Below are 17,420 nucleotides of genomic sequence, written 5' to 3'. Positions count from 1 at the left end.
CGCGATGGGCTGCGCAGCAGCCCCAATGGCCTTAACGCTGCACGGGCGTCGGCCGCTGCACTTCGGCCCTGCGCCCCAGCACCTCGTACACCGACGGATACGCCGGCCGTTCCACATACCGGCCCGCGCCTTTTTCCGCACGCAGGTCGCCATCGGCCCAGAGCACCTTGCCCTGGCTGATGGTATGGCTGGGGATGCCGCGCACGGTACGGCCTTCGAAGATGTTGAAGTCCACCTGCTGGTGGTGGGTCTTGGCCGAGATGGTGCGGGTGCCTTGCGGGTCCCACAGCACCAGGTCGGCGTCGGCACCAACACGAATGGCACCCTTGCGAGGGAAAAGGTTGAAGATTTTCGCGGTGTTGGTGGAGGTCAGCGCAACGAACTCATGCATCGACAGGCGCCCGTTGTTGACCCCGGCATCCCACAGCACCGCCATGCGGTCCTCGATGCCGGCAGTGCCGTTGGGGATACGGCTGAAATCGTCGCGCCCCATGGCTTTCTGCTCGGCGCAGAAGCAGCAGTGGTCGGTGGCGGTGGTGTGCAGGTTGCCCGATTGCAGCCCGCGCCACAGCGCCTCCTGGTGTTCACGCGGACGGAAAGGGGGACTCATCACGTAGCCTGCGGCGGTGGCCCAGTCAGGGTCACGGTAGACGCTGTCATCCAGCAGCAGATGGCCGGGCAGGACTTCGCCGTAGACCGGCTGGCCCTTGCCTCTGGCATAGGCGATTTCATCCAGCGCTTCGCGGCTGGAAACGTGCACCAGATACAGTGGTGTGCCCAGCGTCTCGGCAATGCGGATGGCTCGGCTGGCCGCTTCACCCTCGACCTGGGATGGGCGTGACAGCGGGTGGGCTTCCGGCCCGGTCAGGCCCTGGGCCAGCAGTTTTTTCTGCAGGTGGTACACCAGTTCGCCGTTCTCGGCATGCACGGTGGGCACCGCACCCAGTTGCAGGCAGCGCTCGAAGCTGGCCACCAGGGTGTCGTCGGCGGCCATGATCGCATTCTTGTAGGCCATGAAGTGCTTGAAGCTGTTCACCCCATGTTTGGCCACCAGTTCGCCCATCTCTTCGGCTACCTGCTCGCTCCACCAGGTGATGGCGACATGGAAGCCGTAGTCGCTGGCGCTTTTCTGCGCCCAGCCGCGCCAGGTGTGGAAGGCCTCAAGCAACGACTGCTGCGGGTTGGGGATGACGAAGTCGATGATCGAGGTGGTGCCACCGGCCAGGCCCGCGGCGGTGCCGCTGAAGAAATCCTCGCTGGCCACCGTGCCCATGAACGGCAGCTGCATGTGGGTGTGCGGGTCGATGCCGCCGGGCATCAGGTACTGGCCACTGCCGTCGAGGATCTCGCAGTCGGTGGGCGGTTCGAGGTTTTGCCCAATGGCACGGATCAGGCCATCGGCACACAGGACATCAGCGGGGTAACTCTCTTCGTGGGTGACCACGGTGGCGCCACGGATCAACAGAGACATGCCGTTTTCCTCGCAGGCTGACCGGTCTGGGCCGGTTCTTGGAGTTTTCTTCATGCAGGGCGGGCAGGGCGGTTAATCCTGTCAGGCCTGACAAGATTCGAGGCTAGATGCTGATCCGCGATTCGGCAAGAAAATTTTCCCATTAATTTTGTGGTTTTTAACTAATTGAAATTAAAGGGTTAATTTAATTATTGGCGCTGGCTGCGTAGCTTTCTGATGCTTTGACTTACTTGACAAGATGAAAATCTGGTCGAGATTTTCAAGCACATGAACCGTGAGTACTCCGGCCATCGCATCAGCCCGATGGGCAACAACTAGAAGAAAATCTGGAGAGAGCCCCCATGCAGCAGAGCAGATCGGAAGTGGTCGAGCGCGATGGCCTGTTCGAGCTGTCCGAAGGTAGCGATGTCCTCGACAGCCCGCGCTACAACCACGACATCGCCCCGACCAAGGTGCACCAGCGCACCTGGAACAAATGGCACATCACCGCCCTGTGGGTGGGCATGTCCATCTGCGTGCCCACCTACACCCTCGGTGGCGTGCTGACCGCCTACTTCGGCCTCAGCGTGGGCGAGGCCTTGCTGGCTATTCTGCTGGCCAACCTGATCGTGCTGATCCCGCTCACCCTCAACGCCTTCCCTGGCACCAAGTATGGCATTCCGTTCCCGGTGCTGCTGCGTTCGTCGTTCGGCATACTCGGCTCAAACGTGCCATGCCTGATCCGGGCGGTGGTCGCCTGTGGCTGGTTCGGCATCCAGATCATGTTCGGTGGCCTGGCCATCCACCTGTTCCTTGGCTCGGTGTTCGACGGCTGGAAGGCCCTGGGCGGCACCGGCGAGGTGATCGGCTTCATGATCTTCTGGTGCCTGAACCTGTGGGTGGTGCTGCGTGGCGCCGAGTCGATCAAGTGGCTCGAAACGCTGTCGGCACCGCTGCTGGTGGCGGTCGGCGTCGGCCTGCTGTTCTGGGCCTTGCCGCACATGTCGATGACCGAACTGCTGGCCCAGCCGCCCAAGCGCCCGGAAGGGGCGAACATGCTCGGCTACTTCTGCGCCGGGCTTACCGCCATGGTCGGTTTCTGGGCCACGCTATCGCTGAACATCCCCGACTTCAGCCGCTACGCCCGCAGCCAGAAGGACCAGATTCTCGGGCAGATCTTCGGCTTGCCGCTGACCATGTTCCTGTTCGCCTCGCTGGGCGTGGTGCTGACTGCTGCCTCGGCATCGCTGGTTGGCGAGACCGTGTCCGACCCGGTCAGCCTGATCGGCAAGATCCACAGCCCGTTCTGGGTGGCCCTGGCCATGGCGCTGATCGTGATCGCCACGCTGTCGACCAATACTGCAGCGAATATCGTGTCGCCGACCAACGACTTCCAGAACATCGCCCCACGCCTGATCGGGCGCAGCCGCGCGGTGTGGTTGACCGGTTTCATCGGCCTGGCGCTGATGGGCCATGAGTTGCTGAAGAAGCTGGGCTGGATCGTTTCCGACCTGAGCCTGGAGAGCGTGTACTCCAACTGGCTGCTGGGCTATTCGAGCCTGCTGGGGCCGATCGCCGGGATCATGGTGGTGGACTACTTCCTGATCCGCCGGCAGGAGCTGGACCTGGCCGGGCTGTACCGTGACGACGTGTACCCGGCATGGAACTGGGCCGGTTTTGCCGCCTTTGCGTTGCCGGTGGCGCTGACCGTCATGGCGATTGGCAACAGCAGTTTCAGCTGGTTCTACGACTACGGTTGGTTCACCGGTTCGCTGCTGGGTGGGGCGCTGTATTACCTCTTGGCCCGCGTGGTCGCGCGCAGCCCGGCGCGGGTGGTCAAGCCTTTGCCGTGAGACCGCGCCGGCTTCTTCGCGGGTAAACCCGCTCCCACAGGTACAGCGCAGGTCCTGAGGCCAACGCTGTACCTGTGGGAGCGGGCATGCCCGCGAAGAGGCCGGCACAGACAACAAAAAGCCTGAAGGAGAAACCCGTGACCCCAGTCAAAGATATCCTGAAGACCACCGCCCACCACATCGACAGCACCCGCCTGTGGCAGTCCCTGATGGACCTGGCCCGCCTCGGTGCTACCGCCAAGGGCGGCGTGTGCCGCCTGGCCCTGACCGACCTCGACCGCCAGGCCCGCGACCTGTTCGTGCAGTGGTGCGAGGCCGCCGGTTGCACGGTCACCATCGACGCCGTCGGCAACATCTTCGCCCGTCGCCCTGGGCGTAACCCCAAGCTGCCTCCGGTGATGACCGGCAGCCATATCGACACCCAGCCCACCGGTGGCAAGTTCGACGGTTGCTTCGGGGTGATGGCCGGGCTGGAGGTAATTCGTACCCTCAACGATCTCGGTGTGGAAACCGAAGCACCGCTGGAAGTTGTGGTGTGGACAAACGAGGAAGGCTCGCGCTTTGCGCCGTGCATGATGGGCTCCGGGGTGTTCGCCGGCAAGTTCACCCTGGAGGAAACCCTGGCCAAGCGCGACGCCCAGGGTGTCAGCGTTGGTGAGGCGTTGAACGCCATCGGCTACGCCGGCCCGCGTGCTGTATCAGGCCACCCGGTGGGGGCCTATTTCGAAGCGCATATCGAGCAAGGCCCGATCCTCGAAGATCAGGCCAAGACCATCGGCGTGGTGCTGGGCGCGCTGGGCCAGAAGTGGTTCGACCTGACCCTGCGCGGTGTCGAGGCCCACGCCGGCCCTACGCCCATGCACCTGCGCAAGGACGCCCTGGTCGGCGCGGCGGCAGTGGTGGAGGCAGTCAACCGCACCGCCCTTGGCCACCAGCCCCATGCCTGTGGGACGGTGGGGTGCCTGCAGGCCTACCCGGGCTCGCGCAACGTGATCCCGGGCGAAGTGCGCATGACCCTGGATTTCCGCCACCTGGAGGGTGAGCAGCTGAATGCGATGATTGCCGATGTGCGTGCGGTGATCGAGGCGACCTGTGCCAGGCATGGCCTGAGCCACGAATTGGTGCCTACGGCTGATTTCCCGGCGTTGTACTTCGATAAAGGGTGTGTCGATGCCGTGCGCGAATCGGCGCAGGCGCTGGGCCTGCCGCACATGGACATCGTCAGCGGCGCGGGGCACGACGCGATCTTCCTGGCCGAACTGGGGCCGGCGGGGATGATATTCGTGCCTTGCGAGAACGGTATCAGCCATAACGAGATCGAGAACGCCACGCCCGAGGACCTGGCTGCGGGCTGCGCAGTGTTGCTGCGCGCGATGCTGGCGGCGTCGGAGGCGATTGCCAGTGGGCGGTTGGCGGCATAGTGGAGCGGCGGGTTGTGGCGAGCACCTGCGAATCTCCACAATTCATCCCGCGGGCTCAAGACAGCCATCGCGCCCGATGTGATAGCGCTGCAGGTCCTGCGCCAGGGTAAGCTGCCCACTGTAGTGGGCGAGGGCTTCGTCGCGCACATCGTCGATGCTCGGGCTGCGCCGTGGGTCGTGCTGGTAGCGGGCGCTGAAATGCGTCAGCACCAAGTTGCGCACGCCCGCAGTTTCGGCAAAGCGCGCCACCGCAGCTGCGGTGCTGTGGCCGAAGGTGACCCCCGTGCGCTCGACCACCGCCTGGGTGAACGTGGCCTCGTGCACCAGCACGTCCGCGCCCTTGGCGGCGTCGGCCAACAGCTCGGGGTTGTCGTTGTCGCCGCACACGATCACCCGCCGCGGCGGGCGCGAAGGGCGCAGGTAATCCTTGCCGTGCAGCCGCCGCCCGCCATGCTGCACCGTCAAACCCTTGGCCAGCTCGCCCCACAGCGGGCCGCGGGGGATACCTTCGGCTTCCAGGCGCGGGATGTTCAGTCGCGGTTCGGGGTTGAGCTCGGTGAACACGAAGCCGACGCTCGGCACCCGGTGCGACAGCTGCACGCTGGTCACTTCCAGGGCGTCACTGTGCCATTCCACCAGCTCCTCCACGGCCAGCAGGCGCAGTTCGAACGGCAGGAAGGTATCGCTGGCCACCAGCCCCTGGCGCACCCAGTCGTGCAGGGCGGCCGGCAGGACAAGGTCCAGCGGCTGGGTGCGCCCGCTCATGCCGGCGCTGGCCAGCAGGCCCGGCAGGCCGAAGCAATGGTCGCCGTGCACGTGGGTAATGAAGATGGCGCGCAGGTCGCGGATCGACAGCGGTGTGTACAGCAGCCGGTGCTGGGTGCCTTCGCCACAGTCGACCAGGTACCAGTGGCTGCCACTGGCCTCGATCACTGCGGTACCGCTCACATTGCGTGCCTTGGTCGGCACGCCGGCGGAGGTGCCCAGGAACAGCAAATCCATGGTCTGGCTCCTTGTTTCAGCCCAGCAGTAACGTCTGCACCAGCCAGCCGATGGGTGTCGGGCGGACGCAAGGTGCTGGTGGCGGCGTGGTACTCAACGGGCTCGTTCCTTCGAGGTAGCAAGGGCGCACACCTTAGCCGGATTGCCGCATGTCGTCGATGGCCCGCCAGGTCTTGCCTACTCGGCCTGCCGCCAGATGAGCTTGCTGGTGTCATAGCCTTGCTCCCGGGCGATCGTCAGCAGTTGCTCGCGCATCTGGTCCGTGACTGCAGGCGTGCGTGAAAGCAGCCACAGGTATTCGCGGTTCGGGTGGCCGACCAAGGCTACGCGGTAGTCCTGGTCGTGGTACAGCACCCAGTACTCGCCCTTGGTAAGGCCGGGCGCGAGGCGGCTGAACCAGTTGTCGAAGCGCACCCAGAGCTTGTCGGTGCTGCCCGGTTGCTGGGCTTCGGCGATGCCCTTGGCCTGGTTCCACTGGCCGTCCTTTTCCTGGCAGCGGTTGGTCACGTCGAGGCGACCATCCTCTCGCAGGCCATACTGCGCCTCGGACTGCACGCAGTTGCGCTGGAAGAACATCGGCAGCCGGGCGAGTTCGTACCAGGTGCCCTGGTAACGTTGCAGGTCGACCTGCTGGGTACGCGGCGGTGCCGGGTGATCGTTGCCGGCGCAGCCGAGCAGGGCCAAGGTCATGCAGGAAAGCAGCAACGTGGTGCGTAGCGCCATGGTGAACCTCCTTGATACGGACGGGGCTTACTTGGGTTTCGATGCGAGCGAGAGGCAAAAGTTGTACAGGATTATGCCTTTCAGAACGAACCGGTCTGCACATCGCCTGCACGCACGTAACGGGCGATGAGCACGCCCGTGGGCGAAACCTGCGAATGCTGCAGTGTGAAGGCCGCCGCTGCCGCATCGTCGCCGAAAAGGCGCTTGCCGTGGCCGAGCAGCAACGGGTGGATCAGCAGTTGCAGTTCATCGACCAGGCCCGCCGCCAGCAGTTGCTGCACCAGATCGCTGCTGCCCTGGGTCAGCAGGTTGGCGCCGTCCTGTTGTTTCAGCGCGTGGACCGCTGCGGTGATGTCTGCGCCCAGTGCATGGCTGTTGTGCCAGTCGAGGGTTGCGGGGGTGTGGGTGGCCACGTGCTTGGGCACGCTGTTGAACAGGTTGGCGATCGAGAAGTCTTCCGAGCTGCCTTTTACCTTTGGCCAGTAGCCGGCGAAGATGTCGTAGGTGCGCCGGCCCAACAGCAGTTCGAAGGGCTGGCTGAACAGGGCTTGCATGGCTTGGCCGAAGACTTCCTCGGCGTAAGGTACGATCCAGCCGCCGTAGGTGAAGCCGCCGCTGGTGTCTTCCTGCGGACCACCGGGGGCCTGCATGACACCGTCGAGGCTGATGAAGGCGGCTACGATGAGTTTGCGCATGGGGACTCTCCTGTGTGCAGCCGGGGTGGCTGGGGGCATGGGATAGTCGAATGGCGGCGGACAGAATCGACAACACAAACCTGTGCCGGCCCTTTCGCGGGCATGCCCGCTCCCACAGGATCACCACAGCTCCAGAAAGCGGTGCAGTGCCTGTAGGAGCAGCCTTGTGCTGCGAAGAGGCCGATGCAGGCTACCTCAAAGCCAGTAGGTCACCGCCCACCACCCCAGCCCACCCATCACTACGGTATAGGGCAAGGCCATCCACACCATTCGCCCATACGACAGCCGGATCAGCGGCGCAATCGCCGAAGTCAGCAGGAACAGGAACGCCGCCTGCCCATTCGGCGTCGCCACGCTCGGCAGGTTGGTGCCGGTGTTGATCGCCACCGCCAGCGTCTCGAAATGCTCGCGGCTCATGCTGCCATTGAGGAACGCCTGCTTCACCTCGGTGATGTAGATGGTGGCAACGAACACGTTGTCGCTGATCGCCGACAGCAGGCCGTTGGCCAGGTACAGCATGCCCGGTTGCTGCTCCGCCGGCAGCGCCAGCACCCAGGCAATCAATGGGCTGAACAGTTGCTGCTGATGAATCACCGCCACCACGGCGAAGAACACCACCAGCAAAGCGGTGAACGGCATGGCGTCCTGGAAGGCACGGCCCAGGCGGTGTTCGTCGGTAATGCCGGTGAATGCCGTGATCAGCACGATCACCATCAGGCCGATCAGGCCGACCTCGGCAACGTGCAGCCCCAGGCAGACGATCAGGATCAGTGCGGCGAACCCTTGCACCCACAGTGCGATGCGCTGGGCAGTGGTGCGTGCAGCATCGTCCTCGGCGGCGTAGGCGGCCAGTACCTGACGCACCGGCTCGGGCATCAACGTGCCGTAGCCGAACAGGCGCAGCTTCTCCAGCAGCACGCAGGTCAGCAGGCCGGCGCCCAGCACCGGCAGTGACACCGGTGCCACCTTCAGGAAGAAATCGGCAAAGTGCCAGCCCATTTCGTGGCCGATCAGCAGGTTCTGCGGCTCGCCCACCAGCGTGCACACGCCGCCCAGGGCGGTACCCACCGCGCCATGCATCAGCAGGCTGCGCAGGAAGGCGCGGAACTGGTCGAGGTCTTCACGGTGCAACTGTGCGACCTGCTGGTCGCTGTCCAGCGCACTGTCTTCGCGCGGGTTGGCCCCGGAGGCAACGCGGTGGTACACCGCATAGAAACCGACCGCGGCGCTGATGATCACGGCGGTCACGGTCAGCGCATCGAGAAACGCCGAGAGGAATGCCGACAGCACGCAGAACAGCAACGCCAGGATCGCCTTCGAACGCACCCCCAGCAGGATGCGCGAGAACAGGAACAGCAGCAGTTCCTTCATGAAGTGGATGCCCGCGACCATGAACATCAGCAGCAGGATCACCGGGAAGTTGTGCTGCAGCTCTTCGTACAGGGCTTGCGGGGTAGTCATCTGCAACAGCAGGGCTTCGACCAACAGCAGGCCGCCAGGCATGAGCGGGTAGCACTTCAGGGCCATGCCCAGGGTGAAGATGAATTCGAGCACCAGTGCCCAGCCAACAGCGACCGGGCCGACGGTCACCAGCAGCAGTGGGTTGAGCACCAGGAACAGGCAGATGACTGCCTTGTACCAAAGCGGCGACTGGCCCAGAAAGCTGTGGGCGAGGGCGCCGGTCAGGGAGCGCGACATGAATTTGTATCCTTATGATTCGGCGATGGCGCACGGTGCCGGATCAGCGCCTCTTAGGCAAGGCGTAAAGTCCCGTTTTTGGCACAAGTGCGGTCATCGGGCTGGGTTAACATCCGTGCCATGAACCCTTTATCCGCAGGAGTGCCGCCCGTGACCGAGTACAGCGCGTTCAAGGTCGAACTTACCAACAGCATCGCCCACGTTCAGATCAACCGCCCGGACAAGCGCAATGCGATGAACGCTGCCTTCTGGGAGGAGATCATCGACATCTTCCAGTGGGTCGACGACACCGATGCAGTGCGAGCGGTAGTGATCAGCGGTGCCGGCAAGCATTTTTCCGCCGGTATCGACCTGATGATGCTGGCTTCGCTGGCCGGGCAGATGGGCAAGGACGTGGGGCGTAACGCGCGCTTCCTGCGCAGCACCATCCTGCGCCTGCAGGCATCGTTCAATGCCGTGGACAAATGCCGCAAGCCGGTACTGGCCGCGGTGCAGGGTTACTGCATTGGCGGCGCCATCGACCTCATCTCGGCTTGCGACATGCGCTACTGCAGCAGCGACGCGCAGTTCTCGATCAAGGAAATCGACATGGGCATGGCCGCCGATGTCGGCACACTGCAACGTTTGCCTCGTATCATCGGTGACGGCATGATGCGTGAGCTGGCTTTCACCGGGCGCAATGTCGAGGCCGAAGAGGCGCTGCGCATCGGCCTGGTCAACCGGGTTTATGATGATCAGGCCGCGCTGATGGACGGGGTCTTTGCCATCGCTGGCGAGATTGCCGCAAAATCGCCGATCGCCGTGGCCGGCACCAAGGAAATGCTCAGCTACATGCGTGACCATCGCATCGATGATGGCCTGGAGTACATCGCCACCTGGAACGCCGCGATGCTGCAGTCCGAAGACCTGCGCGTGGCGGTGGCGGCGCACATGAGCAAACAGAAACCGACGTTCGCCGACTGATCAGGCCGGGGGACGCGAAGTAAGGGAACCCCCGACATGTCAGCACGCTGGACTACCGCAGTACTCGACCCGCAGATCACCGGGGGGCTGGCCGTGGCCCGCAGCCCGGAAGGGTTCCTGGTGGACGACAACGGCGCGCTGTTCCCTCGCGACTGGCTCAAGCGCCAGGACCTCGACGTACTGTGCGAGCACGGCATCGGCCACTTCGACGGCCAGCCGGTGTTCCTGCTGGAGCTGCGCAGCGCCACCGATGTGCCCGGCTGCTCCTGGCGCGGCCTTCGCGCGTTCATGCTCGAAGGTGACTCCGACACATACAAGGTGCTGGGCTATGCCGCGCAGATCGGCACCTGGGCCCGCGAGCACCGATTCTGCGGCAGCTGTGGCCAGGTGATGACGCAAATTCGCTGGGAACGGGCAATGTACTGCCAGCCGTGCGACCTGCGCAGCTACCCGCGCATTTCGCCAAGCATGATCGTGCTGGTGACCCGTGGCGACGAAATCCTGCTGGCGCGTTCGCCACGCTTCGTCACCGGGGTGTACAGCACACTGGCAGGCTTTGCCGAGCCGGGCGAGTCGGCCGAGGACTGCCTGGTGCGCGAAGTGCGTGAAGAAGTGGCGGTGGAGGTGCAGAACATCCAGTACATCGGCAGCCAGTGCTGGCCGTTCCCCCACTCGATGATGCTGGGCTTTCACGCCGAATACGCTGGCGGCGAGATCGTCATGCAGCCGGACGAGATCGAGGACGCCAAGTGGTTCAGCGTTCACGACCTGCCGCCGCTGCCGGCCGGGCGGTCCATCGCCCGGTATCTGATCGACCTGTATGTTGCACGGCGGCTGGGCTGTGATATCCCTGCTTTCCCGTCCTAGCTGCAGTGAGAAATGTTCTCCGACTAGGCGCAGGGCGCAGGCAATGGTCATTCCATTGCCAAGTCCTGCAACGACGGCGGAGGACATTTCTCGCGCAGATAGGGCGGGAAAGCAGGGGTATCACAGCCCATCAGGCTTGGCCGAACCAGTGCTGCCACGCTAGGCGCACGGTCAATGCCAGCACCACGGTGATGAACACCGGGCGGATGAACTTGCTGCCGCCACTGATCGCCGTGCGTGCGCCGAAGAAGGCGCCAACCATCACTGACAGGCCCATGCACAGGCCGACGATGTAGTCCACCTGCCCGGAAATGATGAACACCGTCAGCGCTGCGATGTTGCTGACGAAGTTCATGCTGCGCGCCACGCCGCTGGCACGGACCAGGTCGATGGGGTAGAGCAGCAGGGTGCTGACCGTCCAGAACGCCCCGGTGCCCGGGCCGGCGACGCCGTCATAGAAGCCCAGGGTGAAGCCTTGCGGCATTTGCCATTTCTTCTTGATGGGTGCATCGGCATCGAGCGGCGCCTTGGGCGTGCCACCGAACAGCAGATAGACGCCACAGGCGAAGACGATTACCGGCAGCATTTTGTTCAGCCATTCGGCCGGCATGTAGTGGGCGATCACTGCACCGAGCAAAGCGCCGACCAAAGTGGCGAACAATGCCGGGCGCCACTGCGCCGGGTGGAACAGTTTGCGCCTGTAGTAGGTGAAGCTGGCGGTGGCCGAGCCGAAGGTAGAGCTGAGCTTGTTGGTGCCCAGTACCAGGTGCGGCGGCATGCCCGCGGTGAGTAGCGCGGGGGTGGTGAGCAAGCCGCCACCGCCGGCGATGGCATCGATGAAACCGGCGACGAAGGCGACCAGGGCCAGGATCAGCAGGGTGAGGGGTTCTACGGTGAGTTCGAAGGGCATGGGAGGCTTCAGGCTGGAGGGTCGGTTTGCGGCTAATGGAGAAATAAACGGGCATGATAATCCCACGTCCCTAAGGCTGACAGTGTTTCCGGCCGCTTACTTGTTTCAAACCAACCCTGCAGGGGTATCTAGGTACCACGTATCGCTGATCTGGCAGTTGTAGGGCGTGATGCCTCAGGTGACGCAGGTGACAACTGACTGCTCGAATTCATTGTAGTGGGTTCATGTGACGCCAAGTTGCTCAGTAGGGTTCTGTACTCAAGGATTTTTGCCTCTAGGGCTATGTAATTAAGCTGCTCGTCCATGTACAGGTATTTTTCGTGGTTAAAGTCATGAGTGATGGGGCCTTCAATGTTGCCATGCTTTAAGCGCCAGTTGCGGACTGCTGTATCCTTGAGATCGCTGAGCATGGCATCACCCTTCGGAAGCTTGTAAATCGCCTTGAGGGTTTTTATGGTTACGTTCTCGTCATCAATGACAGCGGAATACTTTTCGAGATTCGGATTCTCGGTAATTGCTTCCCTTGCTTTATTGATGTAATGGATTCTGGGTTTTACAAACTTATCCTTTACGTTATTCCACATTGTCCTGGCGCGACGTAACATATGCCCTGAAGGGTCGTGATGGTTCACGGGGTCTCCCAAGCAATAGGCGTAGGCGTTATGTGTGTGTTTCTTAAACGGGCTGAGGCTGTCCGCTGAGTAAAATCGCGCCAGCCTAGTACTAAAGGCACGATAGCCGTTGCCAAGGAGGTAGCAGTTTGTGACGCTATCGGAGCGTTGTCCGGTGAAGCCCATCATATGAGCTGTGGAGCTGTATCCGTAAGCGGTGTAGGCCAGGTTGTGAATGCCTTCGCGATGAGAACGGTTGATTATGGAACTCTGAGAGTCTGCCGCCAGTAGTAGTGTCTCTGTCGAGCGTTGCGCTAGAGAAAGGTTTGAGATTGAAAAGACTGTGACGGAACGATCGCTGCCGATCTCCAAAGACAGTTGGCCATTCTTGTAGAATAAACGCTGCTTCCAGTTCTGTGCCATGGTCAGCCTGCTGGTGCGAGAAGTACTGAATTTAAATTACCTTCATGCAAAATAGACAGGCGCGCAACTGGCAGTTTTGCCAGTTGCATACACTCATGAAATAAGTATGTTGACAGTGCCGGCCCTTTCGCGGGCTCGCCCGCTCCCACAGGTTATATGTATATCTCAAGACCTATGCAGTACCTGTGGGAGCGGGCGTGCCCGCGAAGAGGCCGGTGCAGGCGACTACATCAGCTACGTATGAACGCCAGCAAATCCGCATTGATCACATCGGCATGGGTGGTCGGCATGCCATGCGGGTAGCCTTTGTAAGTCTTCAACGCGCCATTGGGCAGCAGCTTCGCCGACAGCACTCCGGAGTTCTCATACGGCACGATCTGGTCATCATCGCCGTGCATCACCAGCACAGGTTGCTGGATGCCCTTCAGGTCCTCGGTAAAATCGGTCTGGGAAAATGCCACGATGCCATCGTAATGGGCCTTGGCGCTGCCGATCATGCCCTGGCGCCACCAGTTACCAATGATGCCCTCACTCGCTTCTACACCAGGGCGGTTGTAGCCGTAGAACGGCCCGGCTGGCACATCCCGGTAGAACTGCGCGCGGTTGCTGGCGACCTGGGCCTGGAAGCCGTCGAATACTGATTTGGGCAAGCCGCCGGGATTACCGGGGGTCTGCACCATCAGTGGCGGTACGGCGGCGATCAGCACGGCCTTGACCACCTTGTCTTCAGGGTGCCGGGCCATGTAGCGCACCACTTCACCGCCACCGGTCGAGTGGCCGACATGCACGGCGCCCTGGATGCCCAGGTGAGCGACGACCGCCGCCACATCGTCGGCGTAATGGTCCATGTCGTGGCCGTCCCATACCTGGCTGGAGCGGCCATGGCCGCGGCGGTCGTGGGCAACCACGCGGTAACCATGGGCGAGGAAGAACAGCAACTGGGCATCCCAGTCGTCGGCGCTGAGCGGCCAGCCGTGATGGAAGTGGATAACCGGTGCATCGCGCGGGCCCCAGTCCTTGTAGAAGATCTGCACGCCGTCCTTTGTAGTTACATAGCTCATGGTCGGGTCTCCTGTGTACAGGAAGCGAAGGGAGCTATTGAGAATAGGAGGGAATTTGGCTGGTACTGGAATTTGTGGAGCACTTCCGGCCCTGCGCGGTTCCATGTAGGAGCGGCCTTGTGTCGCGAAAGGGCTGCAAAGCAGCCCCGGCAATGTGTGCATCTGTGCTGAAACCCTGGGGCTGCTTTGCAGCCCTTTCGCGACACAAGGCCGCTCCTACAACGGGCTGTGTCAACCGATTAGACGCGGTCGCGCATCCGGTACCAGGCCTTGGCTGAAGCTTCCAGCGGTGCTGCCAGCAGGTCGCCGCCGGGGAAGCGGCCGTTGTCGATGCCTTGGTACAGCGCCAGCAGGTCGTCGTCGCCAAGAATGGCATCGCTTACCGCCCGCGCCGCCGCCAGTGTAGGTAGTACACCGTGGCCCGAGAACCCCTGCAGCCAGTAGCGCTGGCCCTCGCGACCGACATCCGGGGTGCGCTGGATGCTGCAGTCGATATGGCCGCCCCAGGCATAGTCGATGGCCACCCCGGCCAGCTGCGGGAACACCCGCTCCAGGTAGGGGCGGGTGGCGCTTGCGACGTCCTTGGGAATACCACCCAGATAGGTGCAGCCGCCGCCGAACAGCAGGCGATGGTCCGGTGTGAGGCGGAAATAGTCGGGCACGAACTGGTTGTCGATCACGCAGCTGTTGCGTGGCAGCAGCGAGCGGGCAAAGTCGGCGTCCAGTGGCGCGGTGGCCACCTGGTATGAACCGACGGGCAACAGGCGGCGGGACAGGCCGCGGTCGAGGCGGTCGATGTAGGCGTTGCAGGCCAGTACCAGCAGGTCGCTGCGCACTTCGCCACGCTCGGTGCGGGCGGTGTAGCCGCTGCCGGTCCGTTGATAGTCGAGCACCTGGCTTTGTTCGAAGATGAGCCCACCGGCAGCTTCGATGGTGCTGGCCAGGCCCTGGGTCAGCTTCAGCGGGTTGAGGTGGGCGCCTTTGGCGTCGTATAGCGCGGCCTGGTAGCGCGGGCTGTCGATCCATTGAGGCAGCTCGTCGCGGCCGATCAGGCGCAGGGCGTCGTAGCCCCATTTGTGTTCGGCCTCATGCAGGGCTTCTTCCAGCATCTTTACCCGGCGCGGCAGTACGGCGGTCAACAGGCTGCCCAGCCGGTAGTCGATGTCGAAGCCGTGGCGCTCGGGCAGTTCGCGCATTTCATCGGCGGCCCAGCACATGCTGGCCCACAGGCGTTGGGTGCGTTCGGTGCCCAAGGCCTTTTCCAGCGGCGGCATGTCGCACGACCAGCCGAGCAGTGCCTGGCCGCCGTTGCGGCCGGACGCGGCCCAGGCCACGCGGCTGGCTTCCAGCAGCGTTACACGCTTGCCGGCCTGGGTCAGGCGCAAGGCGGTGTGCAGACCGCTGAAGCCGGCGCCGATGATCAGGACCTCGGTGTCGTGGCTGCCTTGCAGGGTAGGGTGCAGGGGAATGCTGGCGGGGTAGGTCTGGGCGTAGTAGCTGGCGACGTGCTGGGCGGATTGTTTGAACATGCAGGGGTCTCATGAAAATTATTGTGTTTATTTTCATGAAAACTTAGCAGGTAAATTTCATGGCGCCAATGCATTGGCCGGGTTTGTGGCTTACCTCGGGTTGTTGTGTTGCCTGTCCTGGCCCTTTCGCGGGTAAACCCGCTCCCACAGAGTCATCAACGGTCTCGAGGTCGGCGCTGTAACTGTGGGAGCGGGTTTACCCGCGAAGGGGCCTGACCTGAGAGTGCAAAATCTTCAGGTTGTCGCCTTTTTTCGAGGCTGTCTTGGCTTGCCTGCGGCCGCTTTGCCTTTCCCGCCACCCCTCCGCTTTTTCTTCCACGGCGGCGCAGCCCCGGCTGCCGGCCCGCTGATGTTCATGCGCATGCCGCTGCACCGTTCGACCAGCTTGCCCATCCATGCCGACTGCCGGGCGACGAACTCTTCCAGCGTCATCTCGCCACTCTGCACCATGTCCAGCGCCTGCTCCCAGATAGCTGTGGTACCAGGGTCGGCAATGGCGCGAGGTACGGCGTCGATCAGGCTGAAGGCCGCAGGGGTGGCGGATAGCGCCTTGCCGTTCTTCACCAGGTAGCCGCGGTCAAGCAGGCCCTGGATGATGCTGGCGCGGGTGGCTTCGGTGCCGATACCGGTGGTTTCCTTGAGCTTCTGCTTCAGCCGCGGGTCGTCCACCAGCTTGGCAACGTTCTTCATTGCCTTGATCAGGTCGCCTTCGGTAAACGGCTTGGGCGGCTGGGTCCACAGGTCTTTCAGTTGCAGGCCCTGCACCGTGCAGTCCTGGCCTTCGCGCAGCGCCGGCAGCACCTGGGCCGGTGGTGCCTCGCGGCCCTTGGCCGGGGTCAGCGCCTCGGGCAGCGCACGGCGCCAGCCGGGTTCGACGATCTGCTTGCCTACGGCACGCAGGGCATGGCCGGCGCAGTCGAAGTCGGCCTGGGTGCGGTCGTACTCGTGGTTGGGCAGGAACTGCGCCAGGTAGCGGGCGCGGATCAGGGTGTACACCGCCTTGTGCTTGGCCGGCAGGCGCGACGGGTCGCTGGCGGCGGCAGTGGGGATGATGCCGTGGTGGGCGCTGACCTTGGCGTCGTTCCACGCCCGTGAGCGGCGTTGCGGCTCCAGGTAGGGCTGCAGCGGCGCCAGGCTGGCATCGGAACGTTGCAGGGCGGCGAGGATGGCTGGCGCTTCGGCGTGCTGGCTTTGCGGCAAGTAGCCGCAGTCGCTGCGCGGGTAGGTGATCAGCTTGTGGGTTTCGTACAGGGCCTGGGCGATGTCGAGGGTTTCCTGGGCGCCGAGGCCGAACTTTTTCGAGCACAGCTCCTGCAGGGTGCCAAGGTCGAAGGGCAGGGGTGCCGCTTCACGCACGCGTTCGGTGGTAACCTTCACGGCCCGGGCACTACCCGCATTGCCGATGTCGGCGGCAGCCTGCTGCGCCAGGGCCTGGTTCAGGCAGCGGCCCTGGTCGTCGCAGGCGTCCTCGGGGGCGCGCCACTGGGCGTTGAAGCCAAAGCCTGCGTGTTCGAGCTGCACGTCGATGGCCCAGAACGGTACCGGCACAAAGTCGGCGATGCTGCGGTCGCGGTCGACCACCAGGCGCAAGGTGGGCGTTTGCACCCGGCCCACCGGCAGCACGCCCTGATACCCCGACTGGCGGCCCAGCAGGGTGAACAGCCGGCTCATGTTCATGCCGATCAGCCAGTCTGCGCGCGAACGGCCCAGCGCCGAGTGGTACAGGTTGAAGGTTTCGTGGCCCGGCAGCAGCCGCGCCAGGGCCTTGCGAATGGAGGCATCGTCCAGTGCCGACAGCCACAGGCGCTGCACCGGGCCGCGGTAGCGGCAATGCTCGACCAGTTCGCGGGCGATCATTTCGCCTTCGCGGTCGGCGTCGGTGGCGATCACCAGTTCGCGTGCTTCGCCGAGCAGGCGCTTGACTGCCTTGAACTGGCTGGCGGTCTTGGGCTTGACCAGCATTTTCCACTTTTCCGGGATGATCGGCAGGTCGGCCAGGTTCCAGCGCTTGTAGCGTTCGTCGTAGCTGTCGGGCGGGGCGGTTTCCAGCAGGTGGCCGATGCACCAGGTCACGCAGACGTCGGTGCCTTGCCAGCAGCCATCGCCCTTGCGGTTGGCGCCGAGCACTTTGGCGATGTCTTTTGCCTGGGAGGGTTTTTCGCAGAGGAACAGGCGCATGGCCGGGGACGCTTCATCGGGGGTGATGGGCGATAG

Annotated in this window: 14 protein-coding genes; 4 read left to right on the top strand and 10 right to left on the bottom strand. The window is 63.3% G+C overall.

What is annotated here, in order from left to right; all coding sequences use genetic code 11:
• Positions 1-31 precede the first annotated feature (31 nt).
• The gene (gene hydA / locus E5221_RS18250; protein WP_247846194.1) at positions 32-1,471 is read right to left on the bottom strand and encodes a dihydropyrimidinase; all 1,440 of its coding nucleotides are present in this window, start codon (positions 1,469-1,471) and stop codon (positions 32-34) included.
• Between the two features lie 341 nt (positions 1,472-1,812).
• Between hydA and E5221_RS18245 the strand changes: the two genes are divergently transcribed.
• Positions 1,813-3,303 carry an NCS1 family nucleobase:cation symporter-1 gene (locus E5221_RS18245; RefSeq protein WP_247846193.1) on the top strand — a complete coding sequence of 497 codons (1,491 nt, stop codon included), beginning with the start codon at positions 1,813-1,815 and terminating at the stop codon, positions 3,301-3,303.
• A gap of 137 nt (positions 3,304-3,440) precedes the next feature.
• Positions 3,441-4,724 (top strand): Zn-dependent hydrolase, encoded by a 1,284-nt coding sequence (locus E5221_RS18240; RefSeq protein ID WP_247846191.1) that lies wholly within the window; start codon positions 3,441-3,443, stop codon positions 4,722-4,724.
• A gap of 42 nt (positions 4,725-4,766) precedes the next feature.
• On the opposite strand, the gene E5221_RS18235 is transcribed toward E5221_RS18240, so the two are convergent.
• The 4 genes from E5221_RS18235 to nhaB form a co-directional block, all read right to left on the bottom strand.
• Entirely contained in the window at positions 4,767-5,726 is a 960-nt protein-coding gene (locus E5221_RS18235) for a ribonuclease Z (RefSeq protein ID WP_247846189.1), read from the bottom strand.
• A 177-nt stretch (positions 5,727-5,903) separates the two neighbouring features.
• On the bottom strand, positions 5,904-6,449 hold the full coding sequence (locus tag E5221_RS18230) for a lipocalin family protein (protein ID WP_013973308.1): 546 nt from the start codon (positions 6,447-6,449) through the stop codon (positions 5,904-5,906).
• A gap of 80 nt (positions 6,450-6,529) precedes the next feature.
• On the bottom strand, positions 6,530-7,144 hold the full coding sequence (locus tag E5221_RS18225; RefSeq protein WP_003260296.1) for a dihydrofolate reductase family protein: 615 nt from the start codon (positions 7,142-7,144) through the stop codon (positions 6,530-6,532).
• A gap of 195 nt (positions 7,145-7,339) precedes the next feature.
• Positions 7,340-8,842: a sodium/proton antiporter NhaB gene (nhaB, locus tag E5221_RS18220; protein WP_247846188.1), complete on the bottom strand. Its 1,503-nt coding sequence runs from the start codon at positions 8,840-8,842 to the stop codon at positions 7,340-7,342.
• A 150-nt stretch (positions 8,843-8,992) separates the two neighbouring features.
• Between nhaB and E5221_RS18215 the strand changes: the two genes are divergently transcribed.
• Both E5221_RS18215 and nudC read left to right on the top strand, forming a co-directional pair.
• Positions 8,993-9,805, top strand: a complete 813-nt coding sequence (locus tag E5221_RS18215) for a crotonase/enoyl-CoA hydratase family protein (RefSeq protein ID WP_013973305.1) — start codon at positions 8,993-8,995, stop codon at positions 9,803-9,805.
• Positions 9,806-9,841: 36 nt separating this feature from the next.
• On the top strand, positions 9,842-10,672 hold the full coding sequence (gene nudC, locus E5221_RS18210) for an NAD(+) diphosphatase (protein ID WP_247846187.1): 831 nt from the start codon (positions 9,842-9,844) through the stop codon (positions 10,670-10,672).
• Between the two features lie 130 nt (positions 10,673-10,802).
• On the opposite strand, the gene E5221_RS18205 is transcribed toward nudC, so the two are convergent.
• The 5 genes from E5221_RS18205 to E5221_RS18185 form a co-directional block, all read right to left on the bottom strand.
• Positions 10,803-11,582 carry a TSUP family transporter gene (locus tag E5221_RS18205; RefSeq protein WP_039613166.1) on the bottom strand — a complete coding sequence of 260 codons (780 nt, stop codon included), beginning with the start codon at positions 11,580-11,582 and terminating at the stop codon, positions 10,803-10,805.
• A gap of 128 nt (positions 11,583-11,710) precedes the next feature.
• Complete coding sequence (locus tag E5221_RS18200) at positions 11,711-12,616, bottom strand: RHS repeat-associated core domain-containing protein (RefSeq protein ID WP_247846186.1); 906 nt, start codon at positions 12,614-12,616, stop codon at positions 11,711-11,713.
• Between the two features lie 230 nt (positions 12,617-12,846).
• A complete protein-coding gene (locus E5221_RS18195; RefSeq protein ID WP_247846184.1) occupies positions 12,847-13,677 on the bottom strand; it encodes an alpha/beta hydrolase in 831 nt (276 codons plus the stop codon).
• A gap of 239 nt (positions 13,678-13,916) precedes the next feature.
• Positions 13,917-15,206 (bottom strand): FAD-binding oxidoreductase, encoded by a 1,290-nt coding sequence (locus tag E5221_RS18190; protein WP_247846182.1) that lies wholly within the window; start codon positions 15,204-15,206, stop codon positions 13,917-13,919.
• 234 nt (positions 15,207-15,440) lie between these two features.
• Complete coding sequence (locus tag E5221_RS18185) at positions 15,441-17,384, bottom strand: DNA topoisomerase III (RefSeq protein WP_247846181.1); 1,944 nt, start codon at positions 17,382-17,384, stop codon at positions 15,441-15,443.
• Between the last annotated feature and the right edge of the window lie 36 nt (positions 17,385-17,420).

It is taken from the genome of Pseudomonas sp. A2 (assembly GCF_023100865.1).
GTDB lineage: Bacteria > Pseudomonadota > Gammaproteobacteria > Pseudomonadales > Pseudomonadaceae > Aquipseudomonas > Aquipseudomonas asiatica.
The sequence above is the reverse complement of the archived record's forward strand: the minus strand, read 5'-3'. Positions and strand labels throughout refer to the sequence as shown.